General features: G+C 36.4%; 20 protein-coding genes. 15 read left to right on the top strand and 5 right to left on the bottom strand.

What is annotated here, in order from left to right:
• Positions 1-166 precede the first annotated feature (166 nt).
• The 5 genes from ACTJJ9_RS01930 to ACTJJ9_RS01910 all read left to right on the top strand — a co-directional run bounded on the left by ACTJJ9_RS01930 (position 167) and on the right by ACTJJ9_RS01910 (position 2,968).
• Positions 167-868: a LytR/AlgR family response regulator transcription factor gene (locus ACTJJ9_RS01930; protein WP_145581064.1), complete on the top strand. Its 702-nt coding sequence runs from the start codon at positions 167-169 to the stop codon at positions 866-868.
• Between the two features lie 10 nt (positions 869-878).
• The gene (locus ACTJJ9_RS01925; protein WP_145581063.1) at positions 879-1,172 is read left to right on the top strand and encodes a hypothetical protein; all 294 of its coding nucleotides are present in this window, start codon (positions 879-881) and stop codon (positions 1,170-1,172) included.
• Positions 1,148-1,879 (top strand): GHKL domain-containing protein, encoded by a 732-nt coding sequence (locus ACTJJ9_RS01920; protein ID WP_145581062.1) that lies wholly within the window; start codon positions 1,148-1,150, stop codon positions 1,877-1,879. The genes ACTJJ9_RS01925 and ACTJJ9_RS01920 overlap by 25 nt, the downstream gene beginning before the upstream one ends.
• Positions 1,880-1,883: 4 nt before the next feature.
• The gene (locus ACTJJ9_RS01915; protein WP_440768433.1) at positions 1,884-2,279 is read left to right on the top strand and encodes a DUF4275 family protein; all 396 of its coding nucleotides are present in this window, start codon (positions 1,884-1,886) and stop codon (positions 2,277-2,279) included.
• Between the two features lie 221 nt (positions 2,280-2,500).
• A complete protein-coding gene (locus tag ACTJJ9_RS01910; RefSeq protein ID WP_145581060.1) occupies positions 2,501-2,968 on the top strand; it encodes a CBO0543 family protein in 468 nt (155 codons plus the stop codon).
• On the opposite strand, the gene ACTJJ9_RS01905 is transcribed toward ACTJJ9_RS01910, so the two are convergent.
• The 3 genes from ACTJJ9_RS01905 to ACTJJ9_RS01895 form a co-directional block, all read right to left on the bottom strand.
• Positions 2,965-3,456, bottom strand: coding sequence for a GNAT family N-acetyltransferase (locus ACTJJ9_RS01905; protein WP_145581131.1), 492 nt, complete (start codon positions 3,454-3,456; stop codon positions 2,965-2,967). The two genes, ACTJJ9_RS01910 and ACTJJ9_RS01905, sit on opposite strands and share 4 nt — an antisense overlap.
• 112 nt (positions 3,457-3,568) lie before the next feature.
• Positions 3,569-4,756, bottom strand: coding sequence for a chromate transporter (locus ACTJJ9_RS01900; RefSeq protein ID WP_145581059.1), 1,188 nt, complete (start codon positions 4,754-4,756; stop codon positions 3,569-3,571).
• 12 nt (positions 4,757-4,768) lie between these two features.
• Positions 4,769-5,077 (bottom strand): PadR family transcriptional regulator, encoded by a 309-nt coding sequence (locus ACTJJ9_RS01895; protein ID WP_145581058.1) that lies wholly within the window; start codon positions 5,075-5,077, stop codon positions 4,769-4,771.
• 304 nt (positions 5,078-5,381) lie between these two features.
• Here ACTJJ9_RS01895 and ACTJJ9_RS01890 point away from each other — a divergent pair, with 304 nt between their 5' ends.
• From ACTJJ9_RS01890 to ACTJJ9_RS01880, 3 genes are all read left to right on the top strand, one after another.
• Positions 5,382-7,112, top strand: coding sequence for an ABC transporter ATP-binding protein (locus ACTJJ9_RS01890; RefSeq protein ID WP_145581057.1), 1,731 nt, complete (start codon positions 5,382-5,384; stop codon positions 7,110-7,112).
• Entirely contained in the window at positions 7,093-8,907 is a 1,815-nt protein-coding gene (locus ACTJJ9_RS01885; RefSeq protein WP_145581056.1) for an ABC transporter ATP-binding protein, read from the top strand. The genes ACTJJ9_RS01890 and ACTJJ9_RS01885 overlap by 20 nt, the downstream gene beginning before the upstream one ends.
• 371 nt (positions 8,908-9,278) lie before the next feature.
• Complete coding sequence (locus ACTJJ9_RS01880) at positions 9,279-9,887, top strand: hypothetical protein (RefSeq protein ID WP_145581055.1); 609 nt, start codon at positions 9,279-9,281, stop codon at positions 9,885-9,887.
• Between the two features lie 67 nt (positions 9,888-9,954).
• On the opposite strand, the gene ACTJJ9_RS01875 is transcribed toward ACTJJ9_RS01880, so the two are convergent.
• Positions 9,955-10,359, bottom strand: a complete 405-nt coding sequence (locus tag ACTJJ9_RS01875; protein ID WP_145581054.1) for a VOC family protein — start codon at positions 10,357-10,359, stop codon at positions 9,955-9,957.
• Between the two features lie 307 nt (positions 10,360-10,666).
• Between ACTJJ9_RS01875 and ACTJJ9_RS01870 the strand changes: the two genes are divergently transcribed.
• From ACTJJ9_RS01870 to ACTJJ9_RS01855, 4 genes are all read left to right on the top strand, one after another.
• A complete protein-coding gene (locus ACTJJ9_RS01870) occupies positions 10,667-11,254 on the top strand; it encodes a TetR/AcrR family transcriptional regulator (RefSeq protein ID WP_095300541.1) in 588 nt (195 codons plus the stop codon).
• Positions 11,251-11,658 (top strand): DUF5367 family protein, encoded by a 408-nt coding sequence (locus ACTJJ9_RS01865; RefSeq protein ID WP_145581053.1) that lies wholly within the window; start codon positions 11,251-11,253, stop codon positions 11,656-11,658. The genes ACTJJ9_RS01870 and ACTJJ9_RS01865 overlap by 4 nt, the downstream gene beginning before the upstream one ends.
• A 30-nt stretch (positions 11,659-11,688) precedes the next feature.
• Positions 11,689-12,234 (top strand): GNAT family N-acetyltransferase, encoded by a 546-nt coding sequence (locus ACTJJ9_RS01860; protein WP_145581052.1) that lies wholly within the window; start codon positions 11,689-11,691, stop codon positions 12,232-12,234.
• 158 nt (positions 12,235-12,392) lie between these two features.
• Entirely contained in the window at positions 12,393-12,761 is a 369-nt protein-coding gene (locus ACTJJ9_RS01855) for a VOC family protein (protein WP_145581051.1), read from the top strand.
• 84 nt (positions 12,762-12,845) lie between these two features.
• Here the strand turns inward: ACTJJ9_RS01855 and ACTJJ9_RS01850 are convergent, their stop codons facing one another.
• Positions 12,846-14,180 carry a hemolysin family protein gene (locus tag ACTJJ9_RS01850; RefSeq protein ID WP_095300549.1) on the bottom strand — a complete coding sequence of 445 codons (1,335 nt, stop codon included), beginning with the start codon at positions 14,178-14,180 and terminating at the stop codon, positions 12,846-12,848.
• A 556-nt stretch (positions 14,181-14,736) separates the two neighbouring features.
• Between ACTJJ9_RS01850 and ACTJJ9_RS01845 the strand changes: the two genes are divergently transcribed.
• Genes ACTJJ9_RS01845 through ACTJJ9_RS01835 form a run of 3 tightly spaced genes read left to right on the top strand, consistent with a single transcriptional unit; the run spans position 14,737 to position 17,452 of the window.
• On the top strand, positions 14,737-15,336 hold the full coding sequence (locus ACTJJ9_RS01845) for a glycerol-3-phosphate responsive antiterminator (RefSeq protein ID WP_095300551.1): 600 nt from the start codon (positions 14,737-14,739) through the stop codon (positions 15,334-15,336).
• Positions 15,337-15,395: 59 nt separating this feature from the next.
• On the top strand, positions 15,396-16,517 hold the full coding sequence (locus ACTJJ9_RS01840) for a sn-glycerol-3-phosphate ABC transporter ATP-binding protein UgpC (protein ID WP_145581050.1): 1,122 nt from the start codon (positions 15,396-15,398) through the stop codon (positions 16,515-16,517).
• Positions 16,514-17,452 carry a carbohydrate ABC transporter permease gene (locus ACTJJ9_RS01835; RefSeq protein ID WP_145581049.1) on the top strand — a complete coding sequence of 313 codons (939 nt, stop codon included), beginning with the start codon at positions 16,514-16,516 and terminating at the stop codon, positions 17,450-17,452. The genes ACTJJ9_RS01840 and ACTJJ9_RS01835 overlap by 4 nt, the downstream gene beginning before the upstream one ends.
• Positions 17,453-17,478 lie beyond the last annotated feature (26 nt).

Genomic DNA, 17,478 nt, shown 5'->3' with positions numbered 1-17,478 from the left:
TTTTTAGTTCCTCCCTTGACTGCTTTAACTGTCTTCATCATAAGGAATTTCTTATTTACATACACCGATCATGTCGTGAAACTTCCTTTTTTTGTCGTGAAAATACCAAATCCTCTCATGAACGTGATAAACTATTGGTAAATCTATACTTGGAACGAGTGGGAACATGATTAAGGTTGGATTAGTAGATGACCAGAAATATGACTTAGAGAAGTTAACAATTACTCTATCAAAGGAAGAGAATATTGAAATTGTCTTTGCGACAAATAATTCTGAGGAAGCCTATGCCCTAATTAAAGAGGGGAATATTGATTTGCTCATTACCGATATTGAAATGCCAGCATTATCAGGCTATGAGCTTGCTGATTTTATCAATAGTTATGCAATGGATATAAGCGTCATTTTTGTAACGGGTCATAGTGGCTATGCTGTTCATGCCTTTGAGCTAAATGTTCTGGATTACATTATGAAGCCTTTTTCAAAGGAACGGTTGCTAAAGGGAATTAATCGGCTTCAAAAGAAAAACGAAGTAGTTGATAAAGCAAAATTAGTGTTGAAAAATAAATCGGAAATCTTTTTTATCGATAAGAAGGATATTATATATATTGAAAGAACGGGCCGATCAACAACGATTAATACAAGCGGGGGAGAATATACAACATACCAAACGTTAAATGAGCTTGAAGAGGAGCTATCAGGCTCACATTTCGTTAGGTCACATCGAGGATTTATTATAAACATACATTATGTAAAAAACTTCTCACTATATACGAAAAATTCATATACAGTACATTTTCAAGGGACGAAAAAAAACGCAATCATCACAAAAATGAGTCTTGATAAGCTACAAGACAAGTTTTACAACTAGGGGAATGAAAGTGAAATCTTTTTATTATCCAGGAATCATTTTTATCATCCATCTTATTGGCTGGACTCAGCTTTTCATAAGTCATTCATATTTATCGCTCATCATCCTACTTTGTATAAGCGGAGGTATCTTATTTTATTATCGCAATGAGTTAAAACAGATGCGGTTTTTACTTGCGACATTGCCGATAGAGGAAACAATCTATATAGTTGGTATACAAATCGTATTTTTACTAATTGTTATCTTGGCAGGAACCGTTGAAATACAGGTTGTTGGAATGTGTGGAATTCTTTTTGTGAGTTAATCCGAATAAAGCTCTATCCTCGTTTAGCAAAGGAAAAGGAGCAGATTGTTCAATTTGAAGCAAAAATAACCGAAATGAATGAGCAATTTCTTGCAATTCGCAGCCAAAGGCATGACTTTTTAAAACATGTTAATGCGATAGATTATTTAATTGACCAGGATGCAAGCGTTGAGGTAAAGCAATATTTTCGTGAGCTGCTAGGTGAGTACCAGGAAATCAATCAGACAATAAAAGGTGAAGAAGCTCATATCGCGGCAATTCTTTTGAAGGAAAAGAAGCGAGCTGAGAAAAATGGCACGAAGGTAGTGTATAAGCTAGATGCACCTGTTTCGGCGATTCCGATGAACAAAATCGACCAGGTTCAATTTGTAACGAACTTAGTTGAAAATGCAGTAGAGGGTGCACAAAGCTACCATATGCGATTTAACCGTTCCAGCTTACATATCCGAACGGAAATTCACGGAGGCATTTATATTTTTGAAATCAAAAATAGTGCATATTTTCCAGATAAGCATTTGTTAGATAAATTGTTTGATAGCTTTGAAATAAGTACAAAAGGTGAGAACCATCAAGGACTTGGGACATTTATTATTTCAAAACTGGTGGAATCACACCATGGACGTTTAAGCTACAATTATTTTCATGATGAATTATTAATAAAAATAAAGCTTCCATTAATTGTTGGGAATGAAAAAAGTGCCAAATAAAGAGATGCGTATTTTAGAAATACCGAAGTGGGGAAGATATTTACGAGAACGGTGGCGTGAATTATTTGCAGGTCATCTTACATATGAGGAAATAAAGGAAATTGGGATGGATTATATTCTATGGCATTTGTGTAGTTGGGAAAGAGTAGAGTGTTTGGAGAAGGAAGCAGCAATAGAAGCTTTTCACAAACAGGCAAAGCATAAATTAACGGTGTTTTATCAATTTGTTGACGAAGCATACCTTTTTGAACATGCCAGGTCTCTTAAAGTGACTGACCTTCCTTATGTTGAAGCTCATATGAACTATAGTGATATGTACGTTTTGGATTGGGATAACGGTTGGTCATTTATATTAACACATGAAAGTGAAATAGGGCCGTTTTTTATTAAAAGATACTAGGAAACAAGCGAATCTTCAGCGTGAAGGTTCGCTTGTTTTATGTGGAATAATATTCTTCACTTTATTTTGTATAAATGCTTTTTGACGAAAAGAATAAAAACAATCGTATTGAGCAACTATAAAGAGAGGATTCCATTTGTTGTAAATTACATTTGCGCGAAACTGAAATAAGTCTATGAAAAAATGCTTCTTTAGTTAGAAAAGAGAATTGGAGAACGAGCATGGTAGCTACATATGTCATTCCTTATACAACAGCAATTATTTTTTGGTTAATTATTATTTTTTCAAAAAAGCATATTACGAAAATGGAAATGTATACAACATCGTTTTTTGCCCTTTACTTTGAATTATTCGCCAATCTTATTTTAGATATTAAGTATGATTTATATGGTTATTTTGATAAAGGTGTAAGCTTTCGAACAATACCAATCGTTATTTTGATTTTTCCTGCCGTTAGTATTTTATATTTGAATTTTTATCCTTACAATAAATCCTCTTTAAAAAAGTTTCTCTATATTATGATTTGCACAATAATTGGCGTTTTCTTTGAATGGGTGTTTTTACAAGGTTACTTTTTTTATCATAATGGATGGAAGCTATGGTATTCGTTCGTAAGTTATCCACTGATTTTTTATATCCTTACGTTAAATTTACGAATCACCCGCAAATTAAAACGTAAGGGGAGTTAGTTTTCCACTTTTAAAACCATTCTTACTGTTTTTAGAATATGTCCATCAAAATAATCATCAAATTCCGAAACGATGTTAAATCCTTTTGCTTTGTAAAACGTTGTTCCGATACGATTATCCTTTTCGACATTTATTACTATTTCTTTCACACCTTCAAGGGTTTTAATTCCCTTTTTTAATAAGGCTGTACCAATCCCTTTACCGTGGTGCTCAGGAAGGATATAAACAGCACCAAGCTCAGCTTTACCATCCTCCTTTACGGGGGAAAAGTTAATAAAGCCAACAATTTTTCCCCCAACCTCTGCAACCCAAATAAATGAGTTTTTTAATCGTTTTTGCATCATCTCATCACTATAAGCTGAATTCAGGAAGCTTTCTTGAATATCATATGGAATAATTCCTTCGTATGTATAATGCCAGCTTGTTTTCGCGACTTGCTGTACTTGTTCGATATCTTCTATTTGCATTTCCCGAATTGTAACGTCCATCTTCATCGTCCCTCCTACTATTATTTTGAATAATGTTTTTCCTGTGCTAAAGGTATAAAAAATAGAGCATCTCCAAAGAAACGCCCTATTTTTATTGTTTATTACTGTATCATCAAAGGTATGGAAGAATCAACCAACCGCCTAAAGCTCCAGTGACAACAATGATCCAGGGGGGGAGCTTCCAATAAACTAACATGCTAAAGAGAATCGCAGCAAAGGCAAAGTCCGGAGCACTTAAAATAGAGCTTTGCCAAATCGGTTGGTAAAAAGCTGCAATTAATATCCCAACAACTGCAGCATTAACACCTAATAATGCCCCATTTATGCTTTGGTTACTACGGAGCATATTCCAAAATGGCAGCGTACCAAGGATGAGCAAAAATGCCGGTAAAAAGATGGCGATAGTTGCAATGACCCCACCTTGCCATCCGTTCATGACAGCTCCAAGATAAGCAGCAAATGTAAATAATGGACCGGGAACAGCTTGTGCTGCACCATAGCCGGCAAGAAAGGCTTCCTCAGACATCCATCCAGTTGGGACAAATTCCTTTTCTAATAATGGTAAGACGACGTGTCCGCCTCCAAACACTAATGATCCTGAACGATAAAAGCTATCGAACATGGCGACCCAGCTTAACGATGTAAGATCGTTCATAATCGGCAGTGCAATTAATAAGCCAAAAAACAGTGCTAAACAGATGATTGCAAACCTTTTTGAAATTGGAAATTGAACCGTTTTTTCATTGCTGACCTGTTCATTTTTATAGAATAGATACCCTACAAAAGCTGCAATAAGAATGACTCCTACCTGGGTCAAGGCTGATTGCCATAAAAGCGTGCCGACCAATGCAATGAGAGCGATCGCTTTTCTTTTTAAATCAGGTGTTAATTTTTGTGCCATTCCAATAATTGCATGAGCAACTACAGCAACGGCCACGATTTTTAATCCATGGATAAAGCCTGAAGTACTAATATGTAAGCCTTGAAGCAGAATAGCAAATAAAATAAGGGCAATGACAGATGGGAGGGTAAAACCAATAAAGGACGTGATTCCGCCGAGCAGTCCTCCTTTCATAACGCCGATCCCGATGCCAACTTGGCTACTTGCTGGCCCAGGGAGGAATTGACAAAGTGCTACTAAATCAGCATAGCTCTTTTCATCTAGCCATTTTCTTCGGCGAATATATTCCTCGTGAAAATAGCCAAGATGTGCGACAGGACCACCAAATGAGGTTAAGCCAAGCCTAGTTGAAACAAGGAGGATTTCCCATAATGTTGCTAAGGTTGTTTTTAGTCTCATCTTCAAGCTCCTTTACTCTTTTATTTCCTTAAAAAGTTCATAGGCTTTCTTTCTAGCTTCTTCTAAAACACTCTCACCTTTAGCTGTTGTTGTATAATACTTTCTTATTTTTCCATCAATATTTTTATCCTCACGCATAAGCAGTCCATCTGTTTCCATCGTGTGAAGGATTGGATAGAGCGTACCGGCGCTGATGCTATAACCGTGCTCCTTTAATTCCTCAAGCATCCAAAGTCCATAAATCGGGTGTTCCTTTGCATGATGGAGAATATGAATATGGATAAATCCTAAAAATAGCTTTCTAAGTACTTTATCATCCAACGATTTATCACCACCTTTCATAATCGAAAACCAATATCGAAATCCGATATCAAGATTCGAAAAGAGTATACCATATAAAACTTATAAAGAGGGAGAGGATGAAATAATATAGTAGAGGGTGTGGTGAAACTTCTAAGTCATTCTACTCGGCAGACGATTGTTTTATTGGTAAACTAAATTATATCTTTTTAAAAGATGATCATAATTGAAAACCCTTTCTCGTGGTGCGAATATAGCTGAAAATTTGTCATTACGTTCTTTAAATATATATAAGTATTCTAAACGCCAAACTTGGAGGAAACTGATGGTGAAAATTCGTTCATTTTTAAATCCATATCGAATGCCGATGGCCATTGCACTGAGCTTAATGCTAATAGAGTTAGCGGTTGAGCTTATTCATCCACTGCTAATGGCAAAAATAATTGATGATGGAATCGTAAATAAGGACCTTTATGTTGTTTTACTGTGGGGGGGAGTGATGCTTGGAATTTCCCTTCTTGCGTTTATGTCAGGTATTATTAATTCCTTTTATGCTTCACATGTCAGTCAAAGCTTTGGATTTGATATTCGGAAACAACTTTTTGAAAAGGTACAGCGATTTTCCTTTGAGCAATTAAGCCGTTTTCCGACTTCTTCACTCATTACGCGGATGACAAATGATATTACCCAGCTGCAAAACACCTTGTTTATGGGACTGAGAATTATGTTAAGAGCCCCGCTTCTCGTCATTGGTGCAGTGATTATGTCATTTGTCGTTAATCCTCTGTTAGCAAGCGTGTTTGTTTTCGTTATTCCGATGATTATACTGACTCTTATTTGGATTATGAGAAAAGGTAGTACATTGTTTAATAAAGTTCAGGCAAAGCTTGACTTTGTTAACGGTGTTTTACGAGAAAACTTAGTCGGGATGAGATTAATCAAAGCGTATGTAAGACGTGATCATGAAATCAAACGGTTCACAAAAGCAACGGATGAGTTGAGAGATAAGACGATTACAACTTTACGGCTCATTGAAACCTCAATGCCAGTTCTATTATTTGTTATGAATATCGCAATTCTCGTTATTTTATGGTTTGGCCATGCTCAAGTGATAGATGGGAATATTCAGGTTGGTGAGGTTGTTGCCCTCGTAAACTATGGGTTAAGGGTGACGTCAGCCCTATCTATGTTTTCGTTTATCGTTATGTTTTTATCACGCTCTCGGGCATCAGCAGCCCGGATTTCTGAAGTGTTACATATCGAGGAAAAAAGTGAAGCCTTGGAAAATAAATGTAAGATAACAGAAGGAAAGGTTAGCTTTGAACATGTTTCGTTTACGTATCCTGGAACAAAAGAAGTTGTCTTGAAGGATATTTCTTTTACAGCAGCAGCAGGCTCGACGATTGCCATCATGGGTGGAACAGGCTCAGGAAAATCATCTCTCTTTCAGCTGTTACCACGTTTATATGATGTAAATGAAGGTGACATTTTCCTTGATGGGGTATCAATTGCTGAATTCGATAGCAAAAGCCTGCGTCGGCAAATTGGCTATGTACCACAGGAGGCGATTTTATTTACTGGAACGGTGAAGGAAAATATTTCGTGGGGAAAAGAGGATGCATCATTAGCCGAAATCATTGAGGCAACAAAGGCGGCTCAAATCCATGAAACGATCGAAAAGCTTCCACATCAATATGAAACCAAAATTGGTCAAAAGGGTGTTAATTTATCAGGTGGGCAAAAGCAGCGTCTTTCTGTTGCCCGTGCATTAGTAAGAAAGCCTAAACTGCTTCTGCTTGATGATAGTACAAGTGCATTGGATGTTAAGACGGAAAGAAAATTATTAGAAGCCTTGCGGAATTACTCATGTACAACATTGCTTATTACGCAAAAGGTAAGCACAGCACAGCAGGCGGATAAAATTTTACTTCTTGATGATGGGATTCTAATTGCAGAGGGTACACATGAACAGCTGCTGAAAACATCTCCTCTTTACGGGAAAATTTGTCAATCACAAATGATGGAGGAGGTTCGACATGTTAAAGCAACTAACTAGTCCTTTTAAATATGAGCGATTAAAAATAAACAATCAAGCAGGTATAGAAGCGAAGAAAGACAGGAAAAAAGTGAATCTATCAACGTTAAAACGATTGTGGGTTTACTTATCTGAAAAGCGAATGCTACTTTGCTTAGTTCTCCTTATGGTTGTCTTAAGCTCTGGCTTAGGCTTATTAGGACCATATTTAATTGGACATACAATTGATCACTTCATTGTGACAAAGGAAATAAACGGGTTATTTCTGTTGTTGGTCAGTTTAACCGTTGTTTTTGCCTTTCATTCGCTTTCGTTATTTTTACAAAATTACTGGATGATTAGTGTCTCACAATTTACCGTTAATCGAATGAGATCAGATTTATTTAGACAATTTCATCAGCTTCCGATTGCTTTCTTTGATAAAAGACAGCATGGGGAATTAATGAGTCGTGTAACAAATGATATTGAAAATGTCAGCTCGACATTAAATAGCTCATTTATTCAGGTTATATCAAGTGTTTTAACCTTAATTGGTACTGTCACAGTGATGGTTATTCTTAGTCCACTGCTTACTCTTGTGACAATGATCATTATTCCTTTAATGGTCATTGGGATGAAGTGGATTACAAAGCGGACCGGAAAGCTGTTTAAGCAGCAGCAACAAAACTTAGGAGAATTAAATGGTTATATCGAAGAGATTATTTCTGGACAAAAGATGATAAAGGCCTATTCCCAAGAGGAAAAAGTCATTTCTCAGTTTGTTGGGAAAAGTAATCAGCTTAAACTTTCGGGCTTTTGGGCACAGACAATTTCAGGCTTTATTCCAAAGGTTATGAATATGTTAAACAATATAAGCTTCGCGATTGTCGCTGCAATTGGGGGATTATTGGCGTTAAATGGCTTGGTCACGATCGGAATCATTGTTATATTTGCCGAATATGCGAGACAATTTACTCGTCCTTTAAACGATCTAGCAAACCAATTTAATACGCTTTTATCAGCAATCGCGGGGGCTGAAAGAGTTTTTGACATTCTTGATGAAGAGAAAGAAATAAACGAATTCGAGGCTAATGGAGTTGTTCCGTCATTACAAGGAGAAGTCGAGTTTTCAAATGTGTCTTTTTCTTACGATGACGGTGATGACAAGCAAACAATTGAAAATGTTAGCTTCCATGCTTCTCCTGGTGAAACGATCGCTTTAGTAGGACCAACAGGTGCAGGGAAAACAACGCTAATTAATTTAATTTCAAGGTTTTATGATGCAAATCAGGGAGAAATTTTCATTGATCGGTTGCCTATTGGACAGTTGAACCGTGATGAACTTCGAAAGCAGATGGCATTTGTGCTACAGGATACATTCCTATTCCATGGCACCGTGCTGGAAAATATTCGTTATGGAAGATTAGATGCAACAGATGAAGAAGTAATAGAAGCGGCTAAATTAGCAAATGCTCACTTCTTTATTCAAAAGCTACCGAACCAATATAAAACGATTATTAGCTATGATGGTAATGGCATCAGTCATGGACAAAAGCAGCTGCTTGCTATCGCTAGAGCAATGCTAGCAAATCCAACGATTTTAATTTTGGATGAAGCAACTAGCAGCATTGATACAATTACTGAACTGCGAATTCAAGACGCTTTGGCAAGGCTAATGAAGGGAAGAACTACCTTTGTCATTGCACATCGTCTCAATACGATCAAAAAGGCAGACCAAATTCTCGTTTTAAAGGAAGGAAAGATTATTGAAAAAGGAACACATGAGGAATTACTTCAATTAAAGGGCTTTTATTCTGAGATGCAACATAAAAATTGAAGCGAGATGATTTCATCCCTTCTACAAGAGACAGTATGAATCAAAATGCTGTTTTTCGTAGGAGGGATTTGTTTTTTAGCAAAAATTGTAATGACAATTTCTTGTTTTCATATTATTCTATAAAGGAAATATATGGTTTTTCTATTCTTTAAATCTGCTAATTATCATTAACTTAAGCCCTTTTTAAAATATTGGTGTTATAAACATTGTTAAGCGGAAATCAATCATAACGAAACTAATTAAAGGCAACAAAGTTTATGAAAACAGCCTTTACTTACAAATAAATAAATGAATGAATCGACAAGTAAGTGAAGACACATAAGTGGATGGCAAATAGACTAGAGAGATAAAAGGAAATAAAGGAGAAAAGGATGAAAAGAATTTTCGTTTTATTACTTGCTATTCCGATTGCTATTACACTCGTTTCTTGTAGTCAAAAGGAAACGAAGGAGGAAAATACCATTTCTGTGGCTAATTTAACGAATAGAGAAGAGGCGATTCTTTCAATTACGTCAGATAATTCCTCTGTATTTGAGTTTCAACTAGATAATCGGAAGTATAAGCAATTATTGCTTTGGGTAGAAAAATACGAATTAGGAAAGTTGGTCAATGAAGAAATTAACTTCATGACGACTGAAGTTGAAGGAAAAGGTACGATTATTTTTACAGCATCCCAACCAGATGACGAGCAAAATCAGTTTGAGTTTCATATAGGAGTCGAAAGCAATCGTTCAACAAGTAGCGCAAATGCTGTTGATTCACTTGCAAATGCTTCTCCTGATGGTGTGTCATATTCCTGGGAAACAAATCCATCAATAAGCATTAAAAACGAGATGGTCTTTTCTAGCATATGTATATCAAAGCCAGGAGCTGAGGGCATGTCATCGTTGTCTACAGAATTTTATCAAGATGTAGATAGACATATAGATAAGCTTAAAGAGTATGATACTGTTTATCTCCTTAGAGGTGAATTTAAGTAGCACTAGTGTAAATCCATTTAAAAAACGTTTGGAAAGAAAAGAATCCAAACGTTTTTTTAGGCTAATTTTATTGTACTGCACTTTCATCCATGTAAAGAAGCTCCCAAAGATGGCCGTCGATATCTTGAAAACTCCATTGGTACATAAATCCATAGTCCTGTTTGTCAGTTGCAGCTGTTCCACCAGCTTCAAGAGCTTTGTTAACGATTTCATCTACTTGCTCCTTACTGTCAACAGATAATGCGATAATCACTTCTGTACTTTTCGTTGAATCTGCAATCTCTTTTTTCGTAAATTCTTTAAAACGCTTTTCTACTAATAACATCGCATAAATACTATCATTAATCACCATACATGCTGCTAGCTCGTTAGTAAATTGAGGATTGAATTCAAATCCTATTTTTGAAAAAAATTCTTTTGATTTGTCTAAATCTTTTACAGGTAAGTTAACGAATATTTTTTGCACACCCATGTTTCCCATCTCCTTTGGTATGAAGATTACCCCTTGATTAAAAGAAAAAGGAGAGCTTAACTTTACAAAAGGTAAGTAATCTTTTGAGTTTATCATAAAGCATAATTTACCACTTATCAAGTTATACTTTATAGTTGGGAAACTATTTATTTAGGATGAGTGATTTATAAGTATTAGGTGAAAGTAATATCGAACTATTGCAGAGAAGTGATAAAAAATGGAAGTCATACAATTGATAAGGGATGGATAACATGGTAAAATTTACATAAATAGTTAGTTAGTTGAATAACTAAGAAGGAGTGGTGAAATGGCTAAACCAAATGTTATTACGAAAAACGATCTTCTTCAAAGTGCAAAGCAATGTTTGGTGGAAGGTGGGATTGAGAAATTTACATTAAGGGCTGTAGCGGAAAAATCGGGAGTAACGCAAGGAACGGTTTATTACCATTTTCGTACAAAGGAGCAGCTAATATTAGAGCTAGTGCAAGAGATTTGTGAGGATTCCTGGAATAGCTTATCACAAACTGATGAGGGTGTTTTAAAGGAGGCGATTGAGTCAGCAAAAAGTCGCTGTTCGTACGACTCCTTTTACCATAAATTATTTATTACATTAGTATCGACAGGCTTTACGAATGAAAAAATTAGACATCAGCTTGGAGAGATGATTGGTAGAGAAAATGATATTCTTACAAGGCAATTGGAAAAATTGTGGTCGGAATCACCGATTAAAGGTGTTTCCGTTGAGACATGGGGGATTTTCTTTAATGCACTTGTTGATGGAATTGCTCTACAGGCTATATTGAAAAAGGATTTTCCAATTGAAAAAACATATGCAGAGCTTGAACATTTCGTAAATGGAATTAGTTCTTTACAAAACAAGGAGGAATCGGAATGAAAAGTTATATTGTAACTGCAATTTGGGGGTTGTTTATATGGCTTTTTGCAACGCTTTTCTTCGTATTTTTCGGTGAACGTGTATTATTTACTCCTGGAACAAAGGAGTTTTTGATAAGTTTGCTTTTATTACTCATTGGAACGGCACTTCTTTTATGGCTTGTTACTCATCTCTATTTATTAGTTGATAAATCGGAGAATGCGGCGATTAAGTTTGGTATCATCGGAACTATGCTTGGTTTAGCTTTAGATACGTTTTCTTTGGCAAATCACCAGCTGCTTTTTCCGAAATTAAGTTATCAACAGGTTATTGCATTTGCCGCATGGTTGACATTTGCTTATGCTATTTATTTATTCATTCCAACTGTCATGAACCTGCAAAAAAGGAAAGCGATAAAGCCGTAATTCTCGGATAAAGACAAAATGGAGGCATAAATGGAAATTTCAAATAAAGAATTTAATGTTAAAGATCAACAATATGTGATAAGGTCTGCTGCTATGAACGATGCGAAACAATTGTCTGAGGTAAGAGTCCAGATTGATGGAGAAACAGAATATCTCGATCGGGAAAGCGGAGAAGGATTTATTGATGAAGAAGGCTTTAAGCAGCTGATCATAAAAGATAGCGAAGCAAGCAATCATCTCTTTTTAGTTGCCGAAGTCAACGGAGAAATCGTTGGGTTTTCTCGATGTGAAGGAAGCAGTTTAAAAAGACTTTCACACAAGGTAGAATTCGGTGTATGTGTGTTAAAAAGCTATTGGGGCTTTAGTATTGGGAAAAATCTATTAAAGGAATCAATTCGTTGGGCTGATGCCAATCATATTAAAAAAATGAATTTAGCTGTTCTAGAAACGAATAAAAAAGCGATTAAGCTATATGAGTCAGAAGGCTTTGAAGTAGAAGGAATATTAAAAAATGATAAGCTTCTCTCAGACGGAAACTATTATCATACTGTCTTGATGGGGAGATTTACTCTGTAGCATGATAGAGGCAGGTGGTTATTCCCTGCCTTAATTTATTGATAAGAAATACTTATCAATCTTGTTAATAATAATCAAATTTATTTATAGTTATGATTCGTGTACGATTTATATAGAGTGTTAGCAAGAGGATTTATCAATGCTAAGGGGGAGAACCTATGATTATTGGTTTACACCACGTGCAAATAACAATTCCTAAAGGTTCAGAAAAAGAGGGGAAGAACTTCTATTGTCATCTGTTAGGACTACCCGAGATCGAAAAACCTAAGTCCTTAAAGGGCAGGGGAGGTTTTTGGCTGCAAGTAGGAAAAGAGCAAGTACATGTTGGAACAGAGGAAAATGTCGATAGGCTCGCAACAAAAGCCCACATCGCTTATCAAGTAGATGATCTCTCACATTGGAGAAGAGTTTTAGCGGAAAAAGGAGTGAGGTTGATTGAATCTGTACCAATACCTAATTATGAACGGCTTGAATTTAGGGATCCCTTTGGCAATCGAGTTGAAATGATCCAACAATTAACAACATGAAAATGGTAATTCCCTATAAAGGGAACGTGTAGAAAAAAACTGTATCGACTATGATCAGTTCACATAGAGATACAGTCTTTCTTATTATTGCTTTTCTTCTATTAATTCATTTTGTTCCTTGTTTAACATCGTCACAATGACATTTTCAATCCGATTTTCTGATACCTCAGTTACTTCAAATACTAGATTTTTATATGTAATGACTGGACGAGCCTCATTCGATGGAATATAGCCGATTTCACCAATAAGGAAGCCACTTAATGTATCGTAATCGTCAGTTGGAAAATCGATATGTAAAATGTCCTCAAGCTTGTAGAGGTGGGTAATTCCTGAAATTGAAAATTTATTAGTTGCCAGCTGCTTCACTTCTTCATCCTCAGGACCATCAGACTCACTAAAGATTTCGCCGACAATTTCTTCGATAACATCCTCAATTGTAATTAATCCTTCTGTTCCACCATACTCATCAACAACGATAGCGATATGAACATTGTTTTTTTGCATGACGGTAAATAATACGTCAATGCTTTGTGTTTCAAGGACAAAGTATGGCTTGCGAATTAAATTCTTTAAATCAAATTCGTTATCATTGTCCTGATCGATAAATTGGAATAAGTCTTTTACATGTAAGATCCCGACGATGTTATCAACATCACCTTCATAAACAGGGAATCTCGTATATTTTTCTAAATTAACTAATTTCACCGTTTCTTGCAAGGTTGCGTCAATTGAAAGAACCGACATGTCTGTTCGATGGGTGAAAATGTCTGAAACGATTTTATCATTAAACTCAAAGATGTTGTTGATCATTAGTTTTTCTGTGATTTGAATCGTTCCTTGCTCACCTCCAACATCAACCATCATGCGAATTTCCTCTTCTGTTGCTTCTTCATTTTTTGCATTCGGATCAACTCCGAATAAACGAACAACAGTATTTGTTGAAAAGGTCAAAAATTTAACTAATGGCAGACATATTTTAAATAACCAAGTAAGAGGTGTAACTGCAAAATTTGAGATTGTTTCAGACTTTTGTAAGGCCAGCTGCTTTGGTACAAGCTCACCGAAGACAAGTGTGAAATACGATAGAAGGATCGTAATCACAACAACTGAAGCTGTGCCAAGTACATTCATGGATAACGGAACTCCTAAATTATATAAAAGCTCTGCTAAAGGTCCAGCAAAGAAGTCAGCAGCAAACGCACTCGCTAAAAATCCTGCTAATGTAATCCCGATTTGGATTGTGCTTAAAAATTGGCTTGGTTGAGATATGAGCTTATAGAGCATTTTAGCCTTTTTATCTCCATCTTCAGCCATCCGTTTTACTTTGTTATCATTTAGGCTAACCAATGCCATTTCTGATGCTGCAAAAAAAGCATTTACAATAATAAGTATAATAAGTGTTGTTAGTGCAAAAGCCAATGAGTGTACCCTCCATCAATTCCCTAATTCATTTTTTTATTTCAAGTGAACTTTTCAAAGATGAATTTTAATAGGAGCTAATCTTTTTTGATCACTACATTAATAATAGTTGATTCAATTCAATGTTTCAAATATTTGTCATTCTATGTAGGGGCAACTCTGTTCCGCGATATGGTGAGTGGATATAACCCCTTCTAAATATAGTTTGTTTAAATCATGTACATATACACCGATCGCATGCTTTGCGCCATTTCTAAAAGCATCTTTACAAAATCAAAACAATAAATTTACAAAATTATACATGTTCTTTATATTCTCTTTAAATTCGACAAGTAACATAAGGCAATGAAGGACAAGTGAATAGCAATAGGTTGTGAATAAGAGAAACCACCAAAAGAATTAGGAGTATGACGAAATCGTTACCCCTGTGTTTTTTTGTGGTTTTTTATTTTTAGCTAGGGCTTTATTAACGCTTTGTGCCTCCGCTTTCGGAAGTTGGCAAGTGAATAACAGAGCATTAGCTTGCAAAGTGAATATGTAATAGGAGTGAGCATGGATGAATGTTTATCAGGAGTTTACGAGACGATTGAAGGAAGATCGGTTGATCGCATCTATAAAGGATCCGAAAAGCTTAGACATGTTTCTTGAAACAAATATACAATCTGCGATTTTACTAACAGGAAATATAAGTGTTATTAAACGATATGTTGAGCTTCTAAAAAAGAATAATCGATTTGTTTTTTTACATATAGAAAAAATTCCTGGTATTAGCTATGACCGGGAAGGGTTAAAGTTTATCGCGAAATTTGTTAATCCAACAGGAATCGTAACAACGAAAAGCTCGCTTATCCAACTAGCGAAAAGGGAAGGGCTTATTACGATTCAAAGGCTTTTTTTAGTTGATACAGAGGCGGTGGAAAATGGTCTACATTCAGTAGCTGAAATCCAGCCGCATGCTTTAGAAATCATGCCAGCACTTATTCCCGAAATGATAGCAAAGCTAAAGGATGAAACGAATCTACCTATTATTACTGGCGGGCTAATTCAAGAGCAGCGCCATATCGATGCTGCATTAAAGAGTGGAGCTGTGGCTGTATCGACAGGGAGGCCTTGGCTTTGGAAGGTGCAGCAGCCCACGCTTTCAATGAAAAGATAATAAAGCAGTCTTGAAAAGGATATTCAGTAAAAAAGTCTTGTTATAAAGGAGGAGCTTTCATGAAACGCGTTGAGCTAAAAAATGTCTCCAAATCGTATGATGGGAAGACGAATGTAATGAAGGATATAAATGTAGCAATTGAACCAGGTGAGTTTTTTGTTCTAGTAGGTCCTTCTGGTTGTGGGAAGAGTACGATGCTGCGAATGATCGCAGGTCTTGAGGAGGTTTCGGCTGGTGAATTGTATATTGGAGAGCAATTTTCGAATAAATTGCCACCAAGTGCGCGAAATCTCTCAATGGTTTTTCAAAATTATGCACTTTATCCACATTTAAGTGTGCAACAAAATATTACCTTTGGGTTACATACGAAGAAAATCTCAAGGCAGGAGCAGCAGCAACGGTGCTTAGAAGCAGCTGAAATGTTAGGGTTGTCCGAGCTATTAAATCGAAAGCCAAGACAATTATCAGGTGGGCAGAGACAACGTGTTGCTTTGGCGAGAGCAATTGTTACACATGCCCCTATTTGTCTAATGGATGAGCCGTTGTCGAATTTGGATGCGAAGCTAAGAGCCAAAATGCGTTCGGAAATTCGGCAAATTCAGCGGAAATTAGGAATTACGATGATTTACGTAACACATGATCAAACGGAAGCGATGACAATGGCAGACAGAATGATGATTTTACATAATGGAGAAATTCAACAAATCGGTAAGCCGTTGGAGATTTACAATCACCCGGAAAATACTTTTGTTGCATCGTTTATAGGCTCACCACCAATGAATCTAATAGATGTCATCCTAAGTGAAGGAAAAGTCGTTCTTGACGATGAACGTTCAGTGCCAATAAACGGTGCAAATCTCAAATCCTATTCAAAGGGAAATGAGGTGACAATAGGAGTCCGCCCTGAGCATATTCAGCTCGCAAAGGATGGTCAATTAAGCTTTATGGCCGATGTTGTGAACGTCGAGGTACTTGGCACCGAAACGCTTTTAACCTTTGAAATTGGAAAAGGACAATGGATTGCAAAATGGAACGGTCAGTGGAATATTGATGTCGGTGAGCGGGTACCTTTGTATATTGAGGAAAAGGATCTCTTTCTATTTGAAAAGGAAAGTGGAAGGTGTATTTGGCATCAGCCGAAAACGGAACAGCGCAAGGCGGTTAAGGAGGCTGTCCTATGAGTAGTTTGCCAGACGTATCTGCACAAGACGTGAAGGTAACAGATCGACACTTTGCTAGGAAAAGAGAGTGGCCAAACTTTGTTGTAGGACTTCTATATTTACTGCCATCGATTATTTTGTTTAGTCTTTTTCTCTTCTACCCAATGCTTAGAACGCTTTACTTAAGCTTCTTTTTAACAGATGGACAAGGGGTGCCTGTTTCATTTGTGGGGCTTGAAAACTTTACGTACTTATTACAATCCCAAAGCTTTCAAAATAGTATTAAAGCGACATTGCTTTTTGTCCTTTTTACAGTTCCTGCAGGTATCATTTTAGCGCTGTTTTTAGCGTTAATTGCAAATGAAAAGGTAAGAGGAATCGGCATTTTTAGAACGCTGTTTTCTTCAACAATGGGAATGAGTGTAGCAGCTTCATCCGTTATTTGGATGTTTATGTACAATCCGACAATTGGAATATTAAACAAAATCATTGGCATATTCGGCATATCAGATATAGAGTGGCTGCTTGATCCGAAGTTTGCTTTACTAGCAGTCTCGATTTCTACAATTTGGATGAATACAGGTTTTGCCTTTCTCATTTTATTAGGAGGATTGCAAAACATCGATGATACCCTCTACGAGAATGCTAATATCGCTGGGGTAAGCTACATGTATAAATTACGAAAGATTACCCTTCCGATGCTATCACCAACGCTTTTCTTTATCATAACGGTATCATTGATTAATGCCTTCCAAACCTTCGGACAGATCGATATTTTGACTAAGGGAGGCCCAATTGAATCAACAAATGTTATTGTCTACTCGATTTATAAGGATGCCTTTGTTAATTACAATGTCGGCTCAGCAAGTGCTCAAGCAACCATCCTGTTCTTCTGTATTCTAGTCATTACGATTCTTCAATTTAAACTAGGAGAAAGGAAGGTTCATTACCAGTGAGTATTTTAAAGAAAGTCATCTTATAT

This window comes from Metabacillus sp. 22489, assembly GCF_052044855.1.
GTDB lineage: Bacteria > Bacillota > Bacilli > Bacillales > Bacillaceae > Metabacillus > Metabacillus niabensis.
The sequence above is the reverse complement of the archived record's forward strand: the minus strand, read 5'-3'. Positions and strand labels throughout refer to the sequence as shown.